This is a genomic window from Superficieibacter sp. BNK-5, assembly GCF_047456055.1.
GTDB lineage: Bacteria > Pseudomonadota > Gammaproteobacteria > Enterobacterales > Enterobacteriaceae > Superficieibacter.
Window position 1 is genome coordinate 446,062 of record NZ_CP179893.1, and the last position, 18,290, is coordinate 464,351.

At 54.9% G+C, this 18,290-nt stretch carries 18 protein-coding genes; 9 read left to right on the top strand and 9 right to left on the bottom strand.

The genetic code is table 11. The annotated features are described in order from the left end of the window. The first annotated feature begins 72 nt into the window (after window positions 1–72). Window positions 73–969, top strand: a complete 897-nt coding sequence (locus ACMGGS_RS02125; RefSeq protein WP_414164856.1) for an SDR family oxidoreductase — start codon at window positions 73–75, stop codon at window positions 967–969. 229 nt (window positions 970–1,198) lie between these two features. Here the strand turns inward: ACMGGS_RS02125 and exbD are convergent, their stop codons facing one another. Both exbD and exbB read right to left on the bottom strand, forming a co-directional pair. Further along, complete coding sequence (gene exbD / locus ACMGGS_RS02130) at window positions 1,199–1,624, bottom strand: TonB system transport protein ExbD (protein WP_176918470.1); 426 nt, start codon at window positions 1,622–1,624, stop codon at window positions 1,199–1,201. Between the two features lie 6 nt (window positions 1,625–1,630). Beyond that, on the bottom strand, window positions 1,631–2,365 hold the full coding sequence (gene exbB, locus ACMGGS_RS02135; RefSeq protein ID WP_414164857.1) for a tol-pal system-associated acyl-CoA thioesterase: 735 nt from the start codon (window positions 2,363–2,365) through the stop codon (window positions 1,631–1,633). Window positions 2,366–2,614: 249 nt separating this feature from the next. Between exbB and metC the strand changes: the two genes are divergently transcribed. Together metC and yghB are read left to right on the top strand one after the other, a co-directional pair. Then, window positions 2,615–3,802 carry a cystathionine beta-lyase gene (gene metC / locus ACMGGS_RS02140; protein ID WP_414164858.1) on the top strand — a complete coding sequence of 396 codons (1,188 nt, stop codon included), beginning with the start codon at window positions 2,615–2,617 and terminating at the stop codon, window positions 3,800–3,802. A gap of 132 nt (window positions 3,803–3,934) precedes the next feature. Then, window positions 3,935–4,594 (top strand): DedA family general envelope maintenance protein YghB, encoded by a 660-nt coding sequence (gene yghB / locus ACMGGS_RS02145; protein WP_194206879.1) that lies wholly within the window; start codon window positions 3,935–3,937, stop codon window positions 4,592–4,594. Between the two features lie 32 nt (window positions 4,595–4,626). On the opposite strand, the gene ACMGGS_RS02150 is transcribed toward yghB, so the two are convergent. Continuing rightward, entirely contained in the window at window positions 4,627–5,526 is a 900-nt protein-coding gene (locus ACMGGS_RS02150; RefSeq protein WP_414164859.1) for an AraC family transcriptional regulator, read from the bottom strand. Window positions 5,527–5,698: 172 nt separating this feature from the next. Between ACMGGS_RS02150 and yqhD the strand changes: the two genes are divergently transcribed. Then, entirely contained in the window at window positions 5,699–6,862 is a 1,164-nt protein-coding gene (yqhD, locus tag ACMGGS_RS02155) for an alcohol dehydrogenase (protein WP_414164860.1), read from the top strand. 101 nt (window positions 6,863–6,963) lie between these two features. After that, window positions 6,964–7,791 carry a 2,5-didehydrogluconate reductase DkgA gene (dkgA, locus tag ACMGGS_RS02160; protein WP_414164861.1) on the top strand — a complete coding sequence of 276 codons (828 nt, stop codon included), beginning with the start codon at window positions 6,964–6,966 and terminating at the stop codon, window positions 7,789–7,791. Here dkgA and ACMGGS_RS02165 read toward each other — a convergent pair. Continuing rightward, window positions 7,776–8,231 (bottom strand): carboxypeptidase regulatory-like domain-containing protein, encoded by a 456-nt coding sequence (locus ACMGGS_RS02165; RefSeq protein WP_414164862.1) that lies wholly within the window; start codon window positions 8,229–8,231, stop codon window positions 7,776–7,778. The two genes, dkgA and ACMGGS_RS02165, sit on opposite strands and share 16 nt — an antisense overlap. A 157-nt stretch (window positions 8,232–8,388) precedes the next feature. Here ACMGGS_RS02165 and ACMGGS_RS02170 point away from each other — a divergent pair, with 157 nt between their 5' ends. The 4 genes from ACMGGS_RS02170 (at window position 8,389) to ACMGGS_RS02185 (ending at window position 10,666) form a co-directional block, all read left to right on the top strand. After that, complete coding sequence (locus ACMGGS_RS02170) at window positions 8,389–9,378, top strand: DUF3828 domain-containing protein (protein ID WP_414164863.1); 990 nt, start codon at window positions 8,389–8,391, stop codon at window positions 9,376–9,378. Beyond that, window positions 9,378–9,845, top strand: a complete 468-nt coding sequence (locus ACMGGS_RS02175; protein ID WP_414166184.1) for an HIT family protein — start codon at window positions 9,378–9,380, stop codon at window positions 9,843–9,845. Before ACMGGS_RS02170 ends, ACMGGS_RS02175 begins: the two co-directional genes overlap by 1 nt. A 153-nt stretch (window positions 9,846–9,998) precedes the next feature. Next, the gene (locus ACMGGS_RS02180; protein ID WP_414164864.1) at window positions 9,999–10,547 is read left to right on the top strand and encodes a hypothetical protein; all 549 of its coding nucleotides are present in this window, start codon (window positions 9,999–10,001) and stop codon (window positions 10,545–10,547) included. Then, window positions 10,544–10,666 (top strand): LPP leucine zipper domain-containing protein, encoded by a 123-nt coding sequence (locus ACMGGS_RS02185; RefSeq protein ID WP_414164865.1) that lies wholly within the window; start codon window positions 10,544–10,546, stop codon window positions 10,664–10,666. The genes ACMGGS_RS02180 and ACMGGS_RS02185 overlap by 4 nt, the downstream gene beginning before the upstream one ends. A gap of 41 nt (window positions 10,667–10,707) precedes the next feature. On the opposite strand, the gene ACMGGS_RS02190 is transcribed toward ACMGGS_RS02185, so the two are convergent. The 5 genes from ACMGGS_RS02190 to ACMGGS_RS02210 form a co-directional block, all read right to left on the bottom strand. Continuing rightward, window positions 10,708–12,879 (bottom strand): YgiQ family radical SAM protein, encoded by a 2,172-nt coding sequence (locus ACMGGS_RS02190; RefSeq protein WP_414164866.1) that lies wholly within the window; start codon window positions 12,877–12,879, stop codon window positions 10,708–10,710. A gap of 140 nt (window positions 12,880–13,019) precedes the next feature. Beyond that, on the bottom strand, window positions 13,020–14,432 hold the full coding sequence (gene ftsP / locus ACMGGS_RS02195) for a cell division protein FtsP (RefSeq protein WP_414164867.1): 1,413 nt from the start codon (window positions 14,430–14,432) through the stop codon (window positions 13,020–13,022). A gap of 60 nt (window positions 14,433–14,492) precedes the next feature. Next, window positions 14,493–15,230, bottom strand: coding sequence for a 1-acylglycerol-3-phosphate O-acyltransferase (gene plsC, locus ACMGGS_RS02200; protein ID WP_414164868.1), 738 nt, complete (start codon window positions 15,228–15,230; stop codon window positions 14,493–14,495). A gap of 176 nt (window positions 15,231–15,406) precedes the next feature. Beyond that, a complete protein-coding gene (gene parC / locus ACMGGS_RS02205) occupies window positions 15,407–17,665 on the bottom strand; it encodes a DNA topoisomerase IV subunit A (protein WP_414164869.1) in 2,259 nt (752 codons plus the stop codon). Between the two features lie 118 nt (window positions 17,666–17,783). Beyond that, complete coding sequence (locus tag ACMGGS_RS02210) at window positions 17,784–18,182, bottom strand: YgiW/YdeI family stress tolerance OB fold protein (RefSeq protein ID WP_414164870.1); 399 nt, start codon at window positions 18,180–18,182, stop codon at window positions 17,784–17,786. Window positions 18,183–18,290 lie beyond the last annotated feature (108 nt).

Consider the following 18,290-nt stretch of genomic DNA (forward strand, 5'->3'; position numbering starts at 1 on the left):
CGATTATTTCCCTTATGTCACTTATGGCGACTACGCTTAATTCATCCGTAAGCAACGATGGAGAGCGTATTTATGCCGAAGAATCAAACTACCCCACAGGATCCCACGACGCAATATCACACCGGTGAATATCCGAAGCAGAAACAGCCCTCGCCGGGTGTGCAGGCCAAAATGACGCCTGTACCGGATTGCGGTGAAAAGAGCTATGTTGGCAGCGGACGTCTTAAAGATCGTAAGGCACTGGTAACCGGGGGCGATTCGGGCATCGGACGCGCTGCCGCCATTGCTTACGCGCGTGAAGGCGCTGACGTGGCGATTAACTATCTGCCTGCGGAAGAAGAAGATGCGCAGGATGTTAAGGCGCTGATTGAAGCTGCCGGGCGCAAAGCGGTGCTCATTCCAGGCGATCTGAGCGATGAAAACTTTGCCCGCTCGCTGGTGCATAAAGCGCGTGAAGCGCTGGGTGGGCTGGATGTGCTGGCGCTGGTCGCCGGGAAGCAAGTTGCTATTGAGAAGATTGCCGATCTGACCAGCGAGCAGTTCCAGAAAACGTATGCGGTGAACGTTTTTGCGTTGTTCTGGATCACGCAGGAAGCCCTGCCGCTGCTCTCGCCGGGCGCGAGTATTATTACCACCTCGTCAATTCAGGCCTATCAGCCCAGCCCGCATCTGCTGGATTATGCGTCGACTAAAGCCGCTATTCTCAACTATACCCGCGGGCTGGCGAAGCAGGTGGCGGAGAAAGGGATTCGGGTCAACGCCGTGGCACCAGGCCCTATCTGGACCGCGCTACAAATCTCTGGCGGTCAGCCGCAGGAGAAACTGCCTGAGTTTGGCCAGCAGACGCCGATGAAGCGTGCAGGGCAGCCTGCGGAGCTGGCACCGATTTACGTTTATCTGGCAAGTCATGAATCGAGCTATGTGACCGCTGAAGTTCACGGCGTTTGCGGTGGGGAGCATTTGGGGTGATAACCTCAGGGCGATGATAGCCCTGCGCTCAACCTGCCCGGTGGCGCTGCGCTTACCGGGCCTACATTCCATTGCGTAACACGTTCCTCAGAACAGCAAAACCGTAGCCCCGGTAAGCGAAGCACCACCGGGGAAATCACAGCTCCGGGATCCAACCAAATCGTAGCCCCGGTAAGCGAAGCGCCACCGGGGAAATCACGATGCAGATGCCGGACAAGGACAAAGGCGTTTACTTCGCCTTCGTCACCTCTTCGCCCACCAGACCAATCTTCAGATAACCCGCCTGATGCAGGGTATCCATCACCTTCATCATCGTTTCATAATCCACGGTTTTATCCGCGCGGAAGAAAATGGTGGTGTCTTTCTTACCTTCCGTAAGCGTATTCAGCGCATTCACCATCGTCTCATCGGTCACCGGATCGTTACCGATAAACATGCTGTTATCCGCTTTTACCGACAGATAAATCGGTTTTTCCGGACGTGGCTGCGGCTGACTGGACGATGCCGGTAAATTCACCTTCACATCAACGGTAGCCAGCGGGGCCGCTACCATGAAGATGATCAGCAGAACCAACATCACGTCGATAAACGGCGTAACGTTGATGTCATGCATTTCGCCGTTATCATCCAGATTTTCATTAAGATGCAAAGCCATGCTGCATTACCCTACGCGAAGTTTCTGGGTAGTACGAACCGGTTGCGCAGCGTTGCTGGCATCCAGATCGAGGTCGCGGCTCTGAAGCAGCAGGATCTGCGCGGCAACGTCGCCGAGCGTCGCTTTATAGCTGCCGATCATGCGGGCGAAGATGTTGTAGATCACCACCGCCGGGATTGCCGCGACCAGGCCAATCGCCGTCGCTAACAGCGCTTCCGCGATGCCCGGCGCCACAACCGCCAGGTTAGTGGTCTGGGTCTGGGCGATGCCGATAAAGCTGTTCATAATCCCCCACACCGTACCAAACAGGCCGACAAATGGAGAAATCGCGCCGATGGTCGCCAGATAGCCATTCCCGCGTCCCATATGGCGGCCAAACGCCGCCACGCGACGTTCCAGACGGAAACCGGTACGTTCTTTAATGCCTTCGTTATCGGATGAACCGGCGGAAAGTTCCAGCTCGTTCTGTGCTTCATAAAGCAGACGGGTGCTCAGACTTCTGCTGTGGAAGGAGGCGGCAATTTCGCTGGCCTGATCCAGAGAGCGGGCTTCCGCTAACTGCTGCTGCTCACGCTTGATACGACGCTTGTGCGCCAGCATTTCCGCGCTCTTGCTGAAGAAAATAGCCCAGGTGACGACCGATGCCAGGATCAGGCCAATCATCACAATCTTAACCACGATGTCGGCATGTTGATACATACCCAGAACGGAGAGATCCGTCTGCATCAAATTATTACCCACTCTCAATCTCCAGGACACAAGTCACAAAATCTGAGCATAATAATATCAAAACAGTGTCGAATTGATAGTAGTTCTCATTAGTATTTACATATTGCCGTAAATTCCGCTCATTTTCCTTGCGCTTACGCAGTAAAAAAGCGGTCAGCCGAATTAAGGGAAATTTTTATTCTGAATATGTCGCCAGGCGGATGCATAATACGGTAATCGTGTTAATTTAGACGTCCAGATGGATAAAACAGGCTGAGCGACATGTCAGAGAAGCACATTGATACCGCCCTGGTGAATGCGGGGCGCAGCAAAAAATATACGCAGGGTTCGGTAAACAGCGTGATCCAGCGCGCCTCATCGCTGGTGTTTGAAACGGTAGAAGCGAAAAAACACGCCACCCGCAACCGGGCGAAAGGCGAACTTTTCTATGGCCGTCGCGGGACGCTGACCCATTTCTCACTGCAGGAAGCGATGTGCGAACTGGAAGGCGGCGCGGGCTGTGCGCTCTTTCCGTGCGGTGCGGCGGCAGTCGCCAATACCCTCCTCGCCTTTGTTGAACAGGGCGACCATATTCTTATCACCAATACCGCTTATGAACCGACTCAGGATTTCGCCACCAACATTCTCGGCAAGCTGGGCGTCACGACGACCTGGTTTGATCCGCTGATTGGCGCGAAGATTGCCGATAGCGTGCAGCCCAACACCAAAGTCGTGTTTCTGGAATCCCCCGGCTCCATCACCATGGAAGTCCATGACGTTCCGGCTATCGTAGAAGCGGTCAGACGCGTGGCACCGAATGCCATCATTATGATCGACAACACCTGGGCGGCGGGCATTCTGTTTAAGGCGCTCGATTTCGGTATTGATATCTCCATCCAGGCGGGTACTAAATATCTGATTGGCCATTCTGATGCCATGGTAGGAACTGCCGTTGCCAATGCCCGCTGTTGGGATCAACTGCGCGAAAACGCCTATCTGATGGGGCAGATGGTCGATGCGGACACCGCCTATATGACCAGCCGTGGCCTGCGGACCCTCGGCGTGCGCCTGCGCCAGCACCATGAAAGCAGTCTGAAAATTGCCGAGTGGCTTGCCATTCACCCGCAGGTGGCGCAGGTCAATCACCCCGCCCTGCCCGGTAGCAAAGGCCATGAGTTCTGGAAGCGCGATTTCACCGGCAGCAGCGGACTGTTCTCGTTTGTTTTGAGAAAAAGGCTGAACGATCGGGAGCTGGCGGACTATCTCGACAACTTTTCATTATTCAGTATGGCCTACTCCTGGGGCGGCTATGAATCGCTGATCCTCGCGAATCAGCCCGAGCATATTGCCGCTATTCGTCCCGACGGCGAAGTGGATTTTGACGGTACGCTTATCCGCGTCCATATTGGACTGGAAAATGTTGACGATCTTCTTGCTGATTTAGCAGCGGGGTTCACGCGGATCGTGTAATAATAGGGCCAGGACGCACATCTTTTCGCAACTCAATAGTGGAAAAGTCTGCAATGCTGCGTCCGGGATCAACAACGCCCGGACCAATAAGGGATAGAATCGTCGAATAGATGCTGTTTCACGGGAAAGTTCATGGCTGTTATTCATAATATCGTCGCCGCGCTCTGGCAGCATGATTTTGCTGCCCTGGCAAATCCGCACATTATTGGTGTCGTCTATCTGGTCATGTTTGCCACCTTGTTTCTGGAAAACGGTCTGCTACCCGCCTCTTTCTTACCCGGAGACAGCCTGCTGCTGCTGGCCGGGGCGCTGATTGCCAGAGACGTTATGGGCTTTGTTCCCACCATTGCCATTCTGACGACGGCGGCAAGCCTTGGCTGCTGGCTAAGCTACGCTCAGGGCCGCTGGCTGGGAAATACCCGTGTGGTAAAAGGCTGGCTGGCCCAGCTTCCTGATAAATATCATCAGCGGGCCACCTGCATGTTCGACCGCCACGGCCTGCTGGCCCTGCTGGCCGGACGCTTTCTGGCATTTGTAAGAACGTTACTGCCAACGATGGCGGGTATCTCCGGTCTGTCAAACCGGCGCTTTCAGTTCTTTAACTGGCTGAGCGGCCTGCTATGGGTGCTGGTTGTCACCAGTTTTGGCTATGCGCTAAGCATGATCCCGTTTGTGAAGCGTCATGAGGACCAGGTAATGACCTTCCTGATGATCCTGCCAATTTTCCTGCTGGTCGCCGGATTGCTGGGGACCATTATCCTCGTCGTCAAAAAGAAATACTGTAACGCCTGATGTTCCCGCGCCGGGCGGCTGAACCTGCCCGGCTACATTCCCTGAATCATTCGGATCCGCGCCGCATCTTCACCCGGTGTCAAACCAAAATAGCGCTTAAATTCGCGGCTGAACTGCGATGCGCTTTCATAGCCTACCCGCATCGCCGCCGCGCTGGCTTTCATTCCATCATGGATCATCAGCATCCGCGCTTTATGCAGCCGGTACGACTTCAGATACTGCAACGGCGAGGTGCTGGTTACCGACTTAAAGTTATGGTGAAACGCCGATACGCTCATATTCGCTTCGGCAGCAAGCTGATCGACACTCAGATTCTCGGTGTAATGGCTTTCAATTCGTTTTAAAACCCGGCTAATCAGGCTGAAATGGGTCTGCCGGCTGACCAGCGCCAACAGCGCCCCGCCGCGCGGGCCGGTTAATACGTGATAGAGAATTTCGCGGATAATCTGCCTGCCAAGGATACGCGCATCCAGCGGGCGCTCCATCACATCCAGCAACCGCTCGGCGGCGCACAGGATCTCATCCGTCAGCACGGAGGAGTTAATCCCGCTTGCCGACTCGCCCGGCTGAAAACGCTCGTCCTCGCCGATGTCCATCAGTAGTTCCTGCAACTGTAATATATCGACGTTCAGGCGGATACCGGCCAGCGGGATTTCGGGTGTGGCATATGTCTCGCATTCAAACGGCAACGGGACGGTGAGCAGCAGGTATTCATTGGCGTCATAACGAAATACACGCTCATTGATATAGCCAATTTTATGGCCGGAAAAGAGAAATACGATCCCCGGCTGGTACATCACCGGCGTGCGAGTGCCGGGCTGCGTACCGTACAGCAGACGCACGTCTGGCAGCAGCGCGCTGAGCGATTTTTCGTTATCTTTTAGCAGGTTAATTTTTTCGGTAAGCTGCTGACAGATTTCCTGACGGTTCATAACCGGTTACCTCCGGGGCGCAATTTCACCTGTTTAGTCTGCCCGTATTTAACGCCTTTCTCCAGCGTTATGGAGAAATGGGCAAGACAACAGCAGGAATATGCATTGAGAGCTGGCCACCGCAAGACCACAATGAAAGCCTCAGTTTTTTATCTCCTTAAGGGAACGAGCAATGAATAACTTTACTCTGCATACCCCGACCCGCATTCTGTTTGGCAAAGGCGCGATTGCCGACCTGCGCGATCAAATCCCCGCTGATGCCCGCGTCCTCATTACCTACGGCGGCGGCAGCGTTAAAAAAACCGGCGTACTGGATCAGGTTCACAGCGCGCTGGCCGGGCTGGACGTGCGTGAGTTCGGCGGCATTGAGCCTAACCCGTCTTACGAAACGCTGATGAAGGCGGTGAAAATCGCCCGCGACGAGAACATCACCTTTCTGCTGGCGGTCGGCGGCGGTTCCGTGCTTGATGGCACTAAATTCATCGCCGCGGCCGCACACTATGCGGACGGCGTCGATCCGTGGCATATTCTGCAAACCAGCGGCAGCGACATTCGCAGCGCCATCCCGATGGGTTCCGTACTGACCCTCCCGGCTACCGGTTCCGAGTCCAATAAAGGCGCGGTGATTTCCCGTAAAACCACCGGCGACAAACAGGCATTCCATTCGCCTTTCGTTCAGCCGGTCTTCGCCGTGCTCGATCCGGTTTACACCTACACCTTGCCGCCGCGTCAGGTTGCCAACGGCGTGGTTGATGCCTTTGTGCATACCGTTGAGCAATACATCACGTATCCGGTGAACGCGAAAATTCAGGACCGTTTTGCCGAAGGCATTCTGCTGACGCTGGTAGAAGATGGCCCGAAAGCGCTTCAGGAGCCGGAAAACTACGACGTACGCGCTAACGTGATGTGGGCGGCGACCCAGGCGCTGAACGGTCTGATTGGCGCAGGCGTGCCGCAGGACTGGGCCACCCATATGCTCGGCCATGAGCTAACCGCGATGCACGGCCTCGATCACGCGCAAACTCTGGCGGTCGTTCTGCCTGCGCTGTGGAGTGAAAAACGTGACGCCAAACGCGGCAAGCTGCTGCAATATGCCGAGCGCGTCTGGAACATCACCAGCGGCAGCGAAGACGAGCGTATTGACGCCGCCATCGCCGCTACCCGCAATTTCTTCGAGCAGCTCGGCGTGCCGACCCGCCTTTCCGGCTATGGCCTGGACGGCAGTTCCATCCCGGCACTGCTGGCAAAACTGGAAGAACACGGCATGACCGCGCTGGGCGAGCACGGCGATATTACCCTGGACGTAAGTCGTCGTATTTACGAAGCGGCACGCTAACCATTTTATCTCCCGACTTTCGTTTTTGACTTTTTCGTCCAGACTTAATGCACACAACTTCGCCGGGATCGCTCCGGCGAGTTTCTAATAAGGAGGAATGCATGACACATCCAGGCGTAATCAAACTTCAGGACGGCAACGTAATGCCACAACTGGGTCTCGGCGTGTGGAAAGCAGGCAATGACGAGGTAGTCCAGGCCATTCATAAAGCGCTGGAAGTGGGCTATCGCTCCATTGATACCGCTGCCGCGTACAAAAATGAAGACGGTGTAGGGAAAGCGTTACAGAGCGCGGGCGTTCCGCGCGACGAGATTTTCGTTACCACTAAACTGTGGAATGACGATCAAAAACGACCTGCCGAAGCCTTGCAGGAGAGTCTCGACAAGCTGCAACTCGATCATGTGGATCTGTACCTGATGCACTGGCCAGTTCCGGCTATCGATCGCTATGTACAGGCGTGGGAAGGGATGATCGATCTGCAAAAACAGGGGCTGGTAAAAAGCATTGGCGTCTGCAACTTCCAGATCAACCATCTGCAACGGCTGATTGATGAAACGGGCGTTACGCCAGTGATCAACCAGATCGAACTGCATCCGCTGCTTCAGCAGCGCCAGCTTCATGCGTGGAACGCCACGCATAAGATCCAGACCGAATCCTGGAGTCCGCTGGCGCAAGGCGGCGAAGGTGTGTTCGATCAGAAGGTGATCCGCCAGCTTGCTGATAAATACGGCAAGACCCCCGCGCAGATCGTGATCCGCTGGCACCTCGACAACGGTCTGGTGGTGATCCCGAAATCGGTCACGCCGTCCCGTATCGTGGAGAACTTCAACGTCTGGGACTTCCGCCTCGACAAAGATGAATTGGGCGAAATCGCCAAACTCGATCAGGGTAAACGTCTGGGACCAGACCCGGATCAGTTCGGCGGCTGATTGCCCGTCACCTTGTTAATATCAACCCGATGACACACTTCCGGCGGCGACAATTCTGTCGCTGCCGGCAACTGGCAAATAACGCCAATTTCCACCCCGTCCAGCTCATGTGCATTGCCTAAACCGCCTGCGGCAAGATAGTCATACCGCTGCGTTGCCGTCTGAAAATGCAGCCCCGCACGATGTACCCAGTCCATCGGCCCTATTGGCAGGAAAAAAACCCATTTATGCTTCGCAGGAAAGGAAAAACGTCCGTTGTTGTCAGACAAGGCGCTTGTCTCTCCGGCATTGCTCGAATACGTCACACTTGCGCCCGCCAGCGGCTGTCCGTGACTATCCAGCAGCTTCCCTTCCACCATCGGCTGACTTTGATAGTGCGTTACGCACCCGCTTTGCAGCAGGGCGACTAATATAAGGCCCAGACAAAATCGTTTTTGCATCCTTTTTCTCGCGTCATTAATCCCTCTTTATTGACTACCGTTTCGGTTGTTAAGTCAATGAGTCGTGCGCTTTTCAGAAATCATTCATTCCTGCCGGGGTTAGGGCGTTGCAAGATAGCCTGCAATTATTCCTGACCAACATATATAGAGAATCCCGATGCAACTTACAGATGCAGAACATGCACAGGTCGAACGGATAAAAGTAAACTTCCCTACATTGAAGCAAAAGATCCTGAATATAAAGTGTTTGGTCTTTCTCTTACTATGCCTCATTTTTAGTGTTTCCACGCTGGCGAAAACACCGCCAGTGTCGCCGGAGCAGACCGTCAGGCAATTATATCAATCCTATAGTAACGATTCTAAGCCCAGCGTTTTTGAATCCATTACTTCTGCGCGGATGGAAGGGGCTATTCAGCTCAATAGCAGGCTTACCCCTCCGGGCGATATCGGCTGGTTTGATGCCGATCCCATTTGTGCCTGCCAGGATTATGAGAATTTGGTACTGGAAGACGTCAACGTCCACCAGCCTGACGCCATTCACGCTAACGTTGTGGTACGCTTTCGCCCTTTCCGGGATGGCAAACAGAGCGTTACGCAGACTCTAAAACTGGTAGCAGAAAATAACCGTTGGCTGGTTGATGACGTGGTTAAGGACGATGTAAGTATCTGGCAAGAGCTAAATAACAGTAACCAAACAACGCTTTCTGTTCTGGCTTCATTGCAAAAAGCGCAGCCACAGGATTTTATCCGGGAACTTTTCTCCCGAAGTAATGATAATACCTGGCCATGGAACGCCGTAATTTCCGCACAATTCATTGATACTGTGTATAAATATCAGTATGTAATCTCTAACGAATCCGGAGATGACTATCCAGAATATCTGCTAAACAATCCGATTTGTGATTGCAATTTTGACCAGCATCCTGAGGTAGAAAATATCAGTATTGTTAGAAAAAAAGCGGATGTCGTCAGGGTTCGGGTTCATTTTTCACTTAATGATCAACAGCATAAGGAGCAGGACTTTATTCTGCATCGCATCAGTGATAAGTGGATTATTGACGACATTATTCCTTCTGGCAGTAGTAGTCTGGTTCAACGGATGCAAAATGTTATTAACCAGCATAAATCATCAACGGAGACACAATGATGAACTGTATTTTTTGCCAGATAGCTGAAGGTAAAGCCCCCTGCCATAAAATCTGGGAAGACGATCACCATCTGGCGTTTCTATCCATCTTTCCTAACACCGAAGGTTTTACGGTAGTGATCCCGAAAAAACACTATCCGAGCTATGCATTCGATCTGCCACCGCAGGCGCTGGCAAATTTAGCCCTCGCCACGCAGAAGGTGGCGAAACTGCTGGATCGCGCTTTCCCTAACGTGGGCCGTAGCGGAATGTTTTTTGAAGGCTTCGGCGTGGATCACGTTCACAGTAAACTCAGCCCGATGCACGGCACCGGCGATATGACGCAGTGGAAGCCGATCGAGGCGCGAAAGACGACGTATTTTACGCAGTACGAAGGCTATCTTTCTTCACACGACTGTGAGCGAGCGGACGATGAGAAACTGGCAGCGCTGGCAGCTCGTATTCGGCAGCTGACGGTAGCGGAATGATGTGCCGGGCTCGCAGACGACAAGGAATGGCCCGTGAAAAACTGGCGGCTACGTTTTTTCCTGCTGGCGCCAGGCGTCTTTAGCCAGGCCACATGGTGCAGTGAAACGCCTGAGCAGGCGATTACGCGTATTTATCACTCACCGGAGGATCGGATGAATTATGACATCGGGCTGCGTGGTGAAATGTTAGAGAACCACCGCACTGCGTCCGTCGCCAGTAAACCGCTTTTTAGCACCCTGCCTAATGCGCTATGTTTATGTAATAACCCGGACAATATCTCCGTCGAAATACGTCATGTATTGCCTTATAGCAATCGATTTGCCGAGGCACACATTACCCTGAACGAGAAAAAACGCTCGCGTTCGATGAAGATTCAGCTTTTTAAACCGCACGATCGCTGGCTGCTGACAGATGTTGATAACCTCGACGATCCATTGCCTTCTCTGATGTGGCAACTTCGTGATGACACGCAATCGAAACTATTATTAGCCCCGCAATTAGCGACTAATAGTCACAAGGTAGAAGATGTTGCTATTTCTGAATTACTGGCCAATCCTGATAAATACCATCAGAAAAAAGTACGCTTACGGGGTTACGCTATTTTAGGTTTTGAACATGCTGCGATTTACGCCAATAAAGATGAAATACAGCGCGAAAAAGGTTTCTGGCTGAAGAGATTCAAACGCTGGATGCAAAGGTGAGTCAATTACAGCAGGACGTAGAAGCACTGCGCTCGGAAGTTCAGTCTGCAAAAGATGAAGCGGCAAGAGCGCAATGGCGGATCAGTAGCAGGGTATACACCAATCCGCCGCGTTTGTAATAAAACGATCTGCCCGGCAAAAACGCTGCCGGGCCAACCTCTTAACGCCCCGCCGATTTCACGCGTTTTTTATTCGCCGCCAGCCCCTGCCGCTGATGCGCCACCGACGTATGCTTAGTCAGTGCCGGACGCGTATTGCGGTTCTGCCGCCGTGCTTCGCGCATCTCCTCAAGGGTCGGCGCAGGCACCAGACATTCGCGGCGTCCGCCGATCAGATGCTTTTTGCCCATCGCTTCCAGCGCCTGACGGATCAGCGGCCAGTTAGCCGGATCGTGATAGCGCAGCAGCGCTTTATGCAACCGACGCTGTTTATCGCCTTTCGGCACCACCACGTCTTCACTCTTATAGTCGATTTTACCCAGCGGGTTTTTGCCGGTGTAATACATGGTCGTTGAGTTCGCCAGCGGTGACGGATAGAAGTTCTGCACCTGATCCAGGCGGAAGCGGTGACGCTTCAGCCACAGCGCCAGGTTGACCATATCCTCATCCTCCGTGCCCGGATGTGCGGAGATGAAATAGGGGATCAGATACTGCTCTTTACCCGCCTGCTTCGAATAGGTGTCAAACAGTTCCTTAAAGCGATCGTAGCTGCCCATCCCCGGCTTCATCATCTTCGATAATGGACCCGCTTCCGTGTGCTCCGGCGCAATTTTCAGGTAGCCACCCACATGATACGTCGCCAGTTCTTTGATGTAGCGCGGGTCAGCCACAGCCAGATCGTAACGCACACCGGACGCGATCAGGATTTTCTTCACGCCTTGCAAATCGCGGGCGCGACGGTAAAGGTCGATCGTCGGCTGATGATTGGTATCCATATGCGGACAAATTTCCGGATACACGCACGACAGCCGACGACAGGTCTGTTCCGCGCGCGGCGAGGTACAGCGCAGCATATACATGTTAGCCGTCGGCCCGCCGAGATCGGAAATCACCCCGGTGAAGCCCGGTACAGAATCGCGGATCGCTTCGATCTCATTGATGATGGAGTCTTCCGAGCGGCTCTGGATAATGCGCCCTTCATGCTCGGTGATCGAGCAGAACGAGCAGCCGCCGAAACAGCCGCGCATAATGTTGATGGAGAAGCGGATCATTTCATACGCCGGAATGCGGCTGGTGCCATACGCCGGATGCGGCACGCGCTGGTACGGCAGAGCAAACACGCTGTCCATCTCTTCGGTCGAGAGCGGAATCGCGGGCGGGTTGATCCAGATGTAACGATCGCCGTGTTTCTGCATCAGCGCCCGCGCACAGCCTGGATTGGTCTCGTGATGGAGAATACGCGAGGCGTGGGCGTACAGTACTTTGTCGCCCTTCACTTTCTCGAAGGAAGGCAGCAGGACGTAGGTCTTCTCCCACGGCTTCGGGCGCGGCGGCTGCACGGTGACATTTTTCGCTTCCTGCTTTTTCGGCGCGACCGGTTTGTTATCCGCACACGGCAGATCGTCGCCGTACGGATGCGGGATCGGGTCGATCTTACCTGGCGTGTCGAGACGCGTGGAATCCACCCCGCTCCAGCCCGGCAGCGCTTCTTTAACGATAATCGCGGTATTACGCACGTCGCGGATCTGGCTAATCGGCTCGCCCATCGCCAGACGATGCGCCACTTCCACCAGCGGACGCTCGCCGTTGCCGAAGATCAGCATGTCGGCTTTAGCATCCACCAGCACCGAGCGGCGCACGGTATCAGACCAGTAGTCATAATGCGCGGTACGCCGCAGGCTGGCCTCAATACCGCCGAGAATTACCGGCACGTCTTTCCACGCCTCTTTGCAGCGCTGCGTGTAGGCGAGCGTTGCGCGATCCGGACGCTTGCCCGCCACATTATCCGGTGTATAGGCATCGTCGTGGCGCAGCTTGCGATCCGCGGTATAGCGGTTGATCATCGAATCCATATTGCCCGCCGTCACGCCAAAGAAAATATTCGGCTTGCCGAGGCGCATAAAGTCATCTTTGCTGTTCCAGTCCGGCTGGGCGATGATCCCCACCCGGAAGCCCTGCGCCTCCAGCATTCGCCCGCAAATCGCCATACCGAAGCTCGGGTGATCGACATACGCGTCGCCGGTGACGAGAATAATGTCGCAGCTATCCCAGCCAAGTTGATCCATCTCTTCGCGCGACATCGGCAAAAATGGCGCGGGGCCAAAGCAGGCCGCCCAGTACTGCGGCCAGGAGAAGAGGTCACGATCCGGCTGGATCAGGGATATTGCGCTCATAATGCTTCCGGGGAAAAAATAATCAAAGGGCGTGGATTATAAGCCGAATACCACCGACAAATGAAGGGAGATTTTGCAGTAATGGTTCGGAGATGCCTTGCCGAACCAGAGCCTGTTACAGACAGGCTCTGAAGAAAACTTTACGGTGCCGGATTCACCAGTAATTGCCCTATCGATCCCCGGTCCGCCATCTCCAGTATCTGACTGGCAAACTGGAACGGGAAATGCGCCCATGATGGCTGACCGAAATAGACCAGCAGTTCCACCTGACCGTCGATCCAGACGGTATCTTTCCAGCCCCGGTCTTCCGGGAACGGCATTGCACCGTTCACGTTGCGGATCTGGAACATCACGCCTTCTATGTGGAAAGACTGCGGCTCATCGGCACGCACCGTCCAGCGCTCCCAGGTTCCCTGCTGGGCAGTAATATCGATCCGCTGTGGATCCCAGAGCTGACCATTGATGCCCGGATCGTCGCCGAGACTGATATCGCGGCTGCGCACCGGTGCGCCGCTGATCAACTCCGCCGGCAGCAGGCGCTGCGGCAGGCTGTCAGTGACCAGCGGTAGCAGGCCCGTCGGACGTAGCGTCAGTACCAGGGTTGAAATCAGGATGCTCGACGGCTCAAAGAAGCCGCGAATACGGTCCATAATGCCCGCCGCTTCACCACAGGTGATGGAGACTTCGTCGCCGTTGGTCATATCCACGAGGATCTCACGTCTCTCGCCGGGTGCCAGCGAAAGCTGTTTGAGCGAGACGGGCGCAGGCAGAAAACCCTGATCGCCGGAGATCACATGGATGGCGCGCCCATCACTCATTTGTAACTGATAGCGACGAGCGTTAGACGCATTCAGCAGGCGCAGGCGTACCCAGCCGCGAGAGACTTCGACATAAGGGCTTTGCGCGCCGTTCACCAGCAGCGTATCGCCCACAAATCCGCCGCTTCCCGGCTCGCTGTACTCCGGCGTGCCGAAGTTATCCAGCCGTTTATCCTGAATAATGATCGGAAAATCATCCACGCCATAGTGGCTCGGGATCGGCAGCGACTTACTGATTTCATCTTCCACCAGCCACATTCCGGCCAGGCCCTGATACACCTGCTCGGCCATGCGGTTCGGCGTGTTGGCGTGATACCACAGTGTCGCAGCGTTCTGGCGAATGGGTAACACGGGTGCCCAGTCCGCGTTGGGCGACATCATCCGCGCCGCGCCGCCGATCAACGGCCCAGGGACCTGTAGACCGCTAACGGTCATGGCAACGTTCTCAGTCATCCGGTTGCTGTAGATGAGCTTAACGTCATCACCGCGCCAGACGCGAACAGTCGGCCCGAGATAGCGCCCGTTAATGCCCCAGACAGGCGCCCGCGTACCCGGCGTAAACGGCCAGTGCGAACGCTGTAGCGTCAGAAAGATCGGCTGCCCGCGACGGGACTCCAGCAACGGAGGAACCGGCAAAGCCTGCTGCTGCCCGGCAGCGTTTGCCCTCAGCGGCACCGCACCGGCGCAAAGCGCCAACCCTGATGCCTGAACAAACTGACGCCGACTGAGTGACATATGTGCTCCATAGAGAAAAAAGAGGTAAAAGGGATCCATTTCCCGCCGGACAAAACCGGATTAACGCTTCTCTGCCGCTTCCCGCTCGGCGACTTCCTGATCAAGCTCTGCAATTTTAGCGGCCATGATTTCACGGCAGTACGCGGCGAGATCGCGAACCTGATCTTTACTCCAGTTACGCGTATCGATCGGCGGCAGCATTTCAACAATCACCAGTCCGTTATTCAGCCGGTTAAGCTTGATTTTATTCGAAGTATTCGACACGCAAACCGGAATAATCGGTACGCCTGCCGCAATCGCCGCATGAAAGGCACCCGTCTTGAACGGTAACAGGCCACGCCCCCGGCTGCGCGTTCCTTCCGGGAACATCCAGATGGAAATACGGCGCTTTTTGAACTGATCGACCACGGCGGCGATGGTGCTGTGCGCGCGGGAACGGTTATTACGGTCGATCAGCAGGTTGCCGGTCAGCCAGTACAGCAGGCCGAAGAACGGGATCCAGACGAGGCTTTTTTTGCCTACGGTGACGGTCGGCGGCTGCACGATGCTGGATGCCGTGACCATGTCGTAGTTGTTCTGGTGGTTAGCAATATAGATAGCGTTGCCAAAGTTTGCGGCATCGGGCGGAAGTCGACGCTCCACTTTCAGACCAAACACCGGCGCGAGACGACCAAACATATGGCCGAAGGTGGCAACGTGTTTTGGGTTACGCGGACTAAAAAGACAGTAAATACAGCCGAATACGCATACCAGGATGCTGTAGATGACCACAACAATTAAACGCAAAATTGAAAGCATAGCTACCTCTGACACCCGTTTCGCTTAGAATTATACGTTACCGTTATGCGAAACAGTATGTGGTGAATTGCAGGTTCCCAAAATGGGTATTGTTAATCGCAACGGGTGAATTAACAACGGTTTTGCGGCAATTTTTAACCGCATCCCCTTCCATTGCCGGAAGGGGATATCAGGACTTACTCTTCGCTATCGCCTGCGCTCGCCCGGCGCGGAGAGTCGATATCCACGCGGTCGATTTTTTGCAGGCCGCGCATCAGCGAACCGCGACGCCCACGCTCGCCGACCACTTTCTGCAACTCTTCCGGACGCAGCTTGATCTTGCGCTTGCCGACGTGGATGGTCAGCGTGCTCTGCGGCGGTAAGATGAAGAGATGCGCCAGGCCGTCTGTACCGGCAGCCGCTTCAGCACCAGGAATGCTGATGATCTTGTTGCCCTTCCCTTTCGACAACTGCGGCAGGTCGCTGACCGGGAACATTAGCATCCGTCCGGCGTGAGTGATCGCCAGCAGCATATCGGATTCATCTTCGATCACCAGCGGCGGCAGAACGTGCGCGTTCTCCGGCAGCGTAATCAGCGTCTTACCCGCGCGATTACGCGAGACCAGATCGTTGAAGGTGCAGACAAAGCCGTATCCCGCGTCCGACGCCATCAGCAGTTTCTGCTCGTCGCCGGTCATCAGCATATGCTCAACCGTCGCTCCTGGCGGCAGCGTCAGTTTGCCGGTTAACGGCTCGCCCTGCCCGCGCGCCGATGGCAACGTGATAGGATCGATAGCGTAACTGCGACCCGTGGTATCGATAAACACTACCGGTTGATTGCTCTTACCTTTTACCGAGGCTTTCCAGCTATCGCCTGCTTTGTAGTTCAACCCCTGCGGGTCGATATCGTGGCCTTTGGCGCTACGCACCCAGCCCATCTGCGACAGGACGATAGTCACCGGTTCAGACGGCAACATATCGTGCTCGCTCATCGCTTTTGCTTCTTCACGCTCCTGCAATGGTGAACGACGATCGTCGCCGAACGCGTCGGCATCAGCCTGAAGTTCTTTCTTCAGCAGAGTATTCATCTTGCGCTCGGACGCCAGAATGCCCTGCAGCTGATCGCGCTCTTTTTCCAGCTCGCTCTGCTCGCCGCGAATTTTCACCTCTTCCAGTTTGGCAAGGTGGCGCAGTTTCAGTTCGAGGATCGCTTCGGCCTGGGTTTCGCTGATACCAAAACGCGACATCAGCGCGGGTTTCGGCTCATCTTCCGTGCGGATGATTTCAATCACTTCGTCAATGTTGAGAAACGCGACCAGCAAACCTTCGAGGATATGCAGGCGCTTAAGCACTTTCTCCAGACGGTGATTGAGGCGGCGGCGCACGGTATCGCGGCGGAACACCAGCCATTCGCTTAAGATCTCCAGCAGGTTTTTCACCGCCGGGCGACCGTCGAGGCCGATCATGTTCAGGTTAATGCGGTAGCTTTTTTCCAGATCGGTCGTGGCGAACAGGTGGTTCATCACCTGATCCATATCCACCCGGTTGGAGCGCGGCACGATCACCAGACGCGTCGGGTTTTCGTGATCCGATTCGTCGCGCAGGTCATCGACCATCGGCAGCTTTTTGTTGCGCATCTGGGCGGCGATCTGCTCCAGCACGCGCGCGCCGGAGGTCTGATGCGGCAGTGCGGTGATCACCACCGCGCCATCTTCTTTTTTCCATACCGCGCGCATGCGCACCGAACCGCGCCCGTTCTCGTAAATTTTACGAATTTCCGCGCGCGAGGTGATGATTTCCGCTTCGGTCGGGTAGTCCGGCCCCTGGACGATATCCAGCAGTTCGTTGAGCGTGGTTTTCGGCTGCTCAATTAATTTGATCGCCGCATTCGCCACTTCACGCAGGTTATGCGGGGGAATATCCGTCGCCATCCCTACCGCAATGCCGGTAGTGCCGTTAAGCAGAATATTCGGCAGACGCGCAGGCAGCATTTTCGGCTCCTGCATCGTGCCGTCAAAGTTCGGCACCCAGTCGGCGGTGCCCTGCCCCAGCTCGCTTAGCAGCAGCTCGGCGTATTTGGACAGGCGCGATTCGGTATAACGCATCGCCGCAAAGGATTTCGGATCGTCCGGCGCCCCCCAGTTCCCCTGGCCATCGACCAGCGGATAGCGGTAAGAGAACGGCTGCGCCATCAGCACCATCGCTTCGTAGCAGGCGCTGTCGCCGTGCGGATGGTACTTACCGAGAACGTCACCGACAGTACGGGCGGATTTTTTAAATTTCGCGCTGGCATTCAGCCCCAGTTCCGACATCGCGTAAACGATGCGGCGCTGCACCGGCTTTAAGCCATCGCCAATAAACGGCAATGCCCGGTCCATGATGACGTACATGGAGTAGTTCAGGTAGGCGTTTTCTGTGAATTCATGCAGCGCAAGGCGCTCTGCCATATCGCTCATTGATTGTGATTCCTCAACTTACACCCGGCTATTTATGGGGCAATATTGCCGCAGATACTACCCTATCTGCCGCGTTGAGTCACAAAGAAAAGGGCCGGAGAACCGGCCCGAAGGGGAATTATTTAGCGACTTTGTTAATGTGTTTCACGTCAATCTCAATGGAGTTGCGGCCTTTGTCCACTTCCCCCTGAATTTCAACGCTATCCTGCGGGGTAATAGTGACGCCGTTCCAGCGCTTGTCATCGATATCGACGTTAATCGTTCCGGAAGCGTCTTTAAACAGGTACAGCTCGTCGCCCACGCGCTCAACCAGCGTACCGCGCAGCGTCACCGGCGCGTCGTCATTGAGCTTTTTGGCGTTTTCGACGGTAATCGCGCTACTGTTCGGGCCTTTGAATCCACCGTTTTGCGCGGCGTTCTGCGTCGCATTTGGCCCGTTAAACCCGCCCTGATCGGCAGCAAACGCCGGAGCAGTACAGAGCGCCAGAACAGCAGCCATTGCAGCAAATTTTTTCATGTGATTCTCTCCCTTCAGTTTATTTCATCTTCATTAAACAGTGTAATGCTTAACAACTTCTTAAGCGGACGAAATATAATTCTCCGCAACACGTTCAGTGTGAGAAGG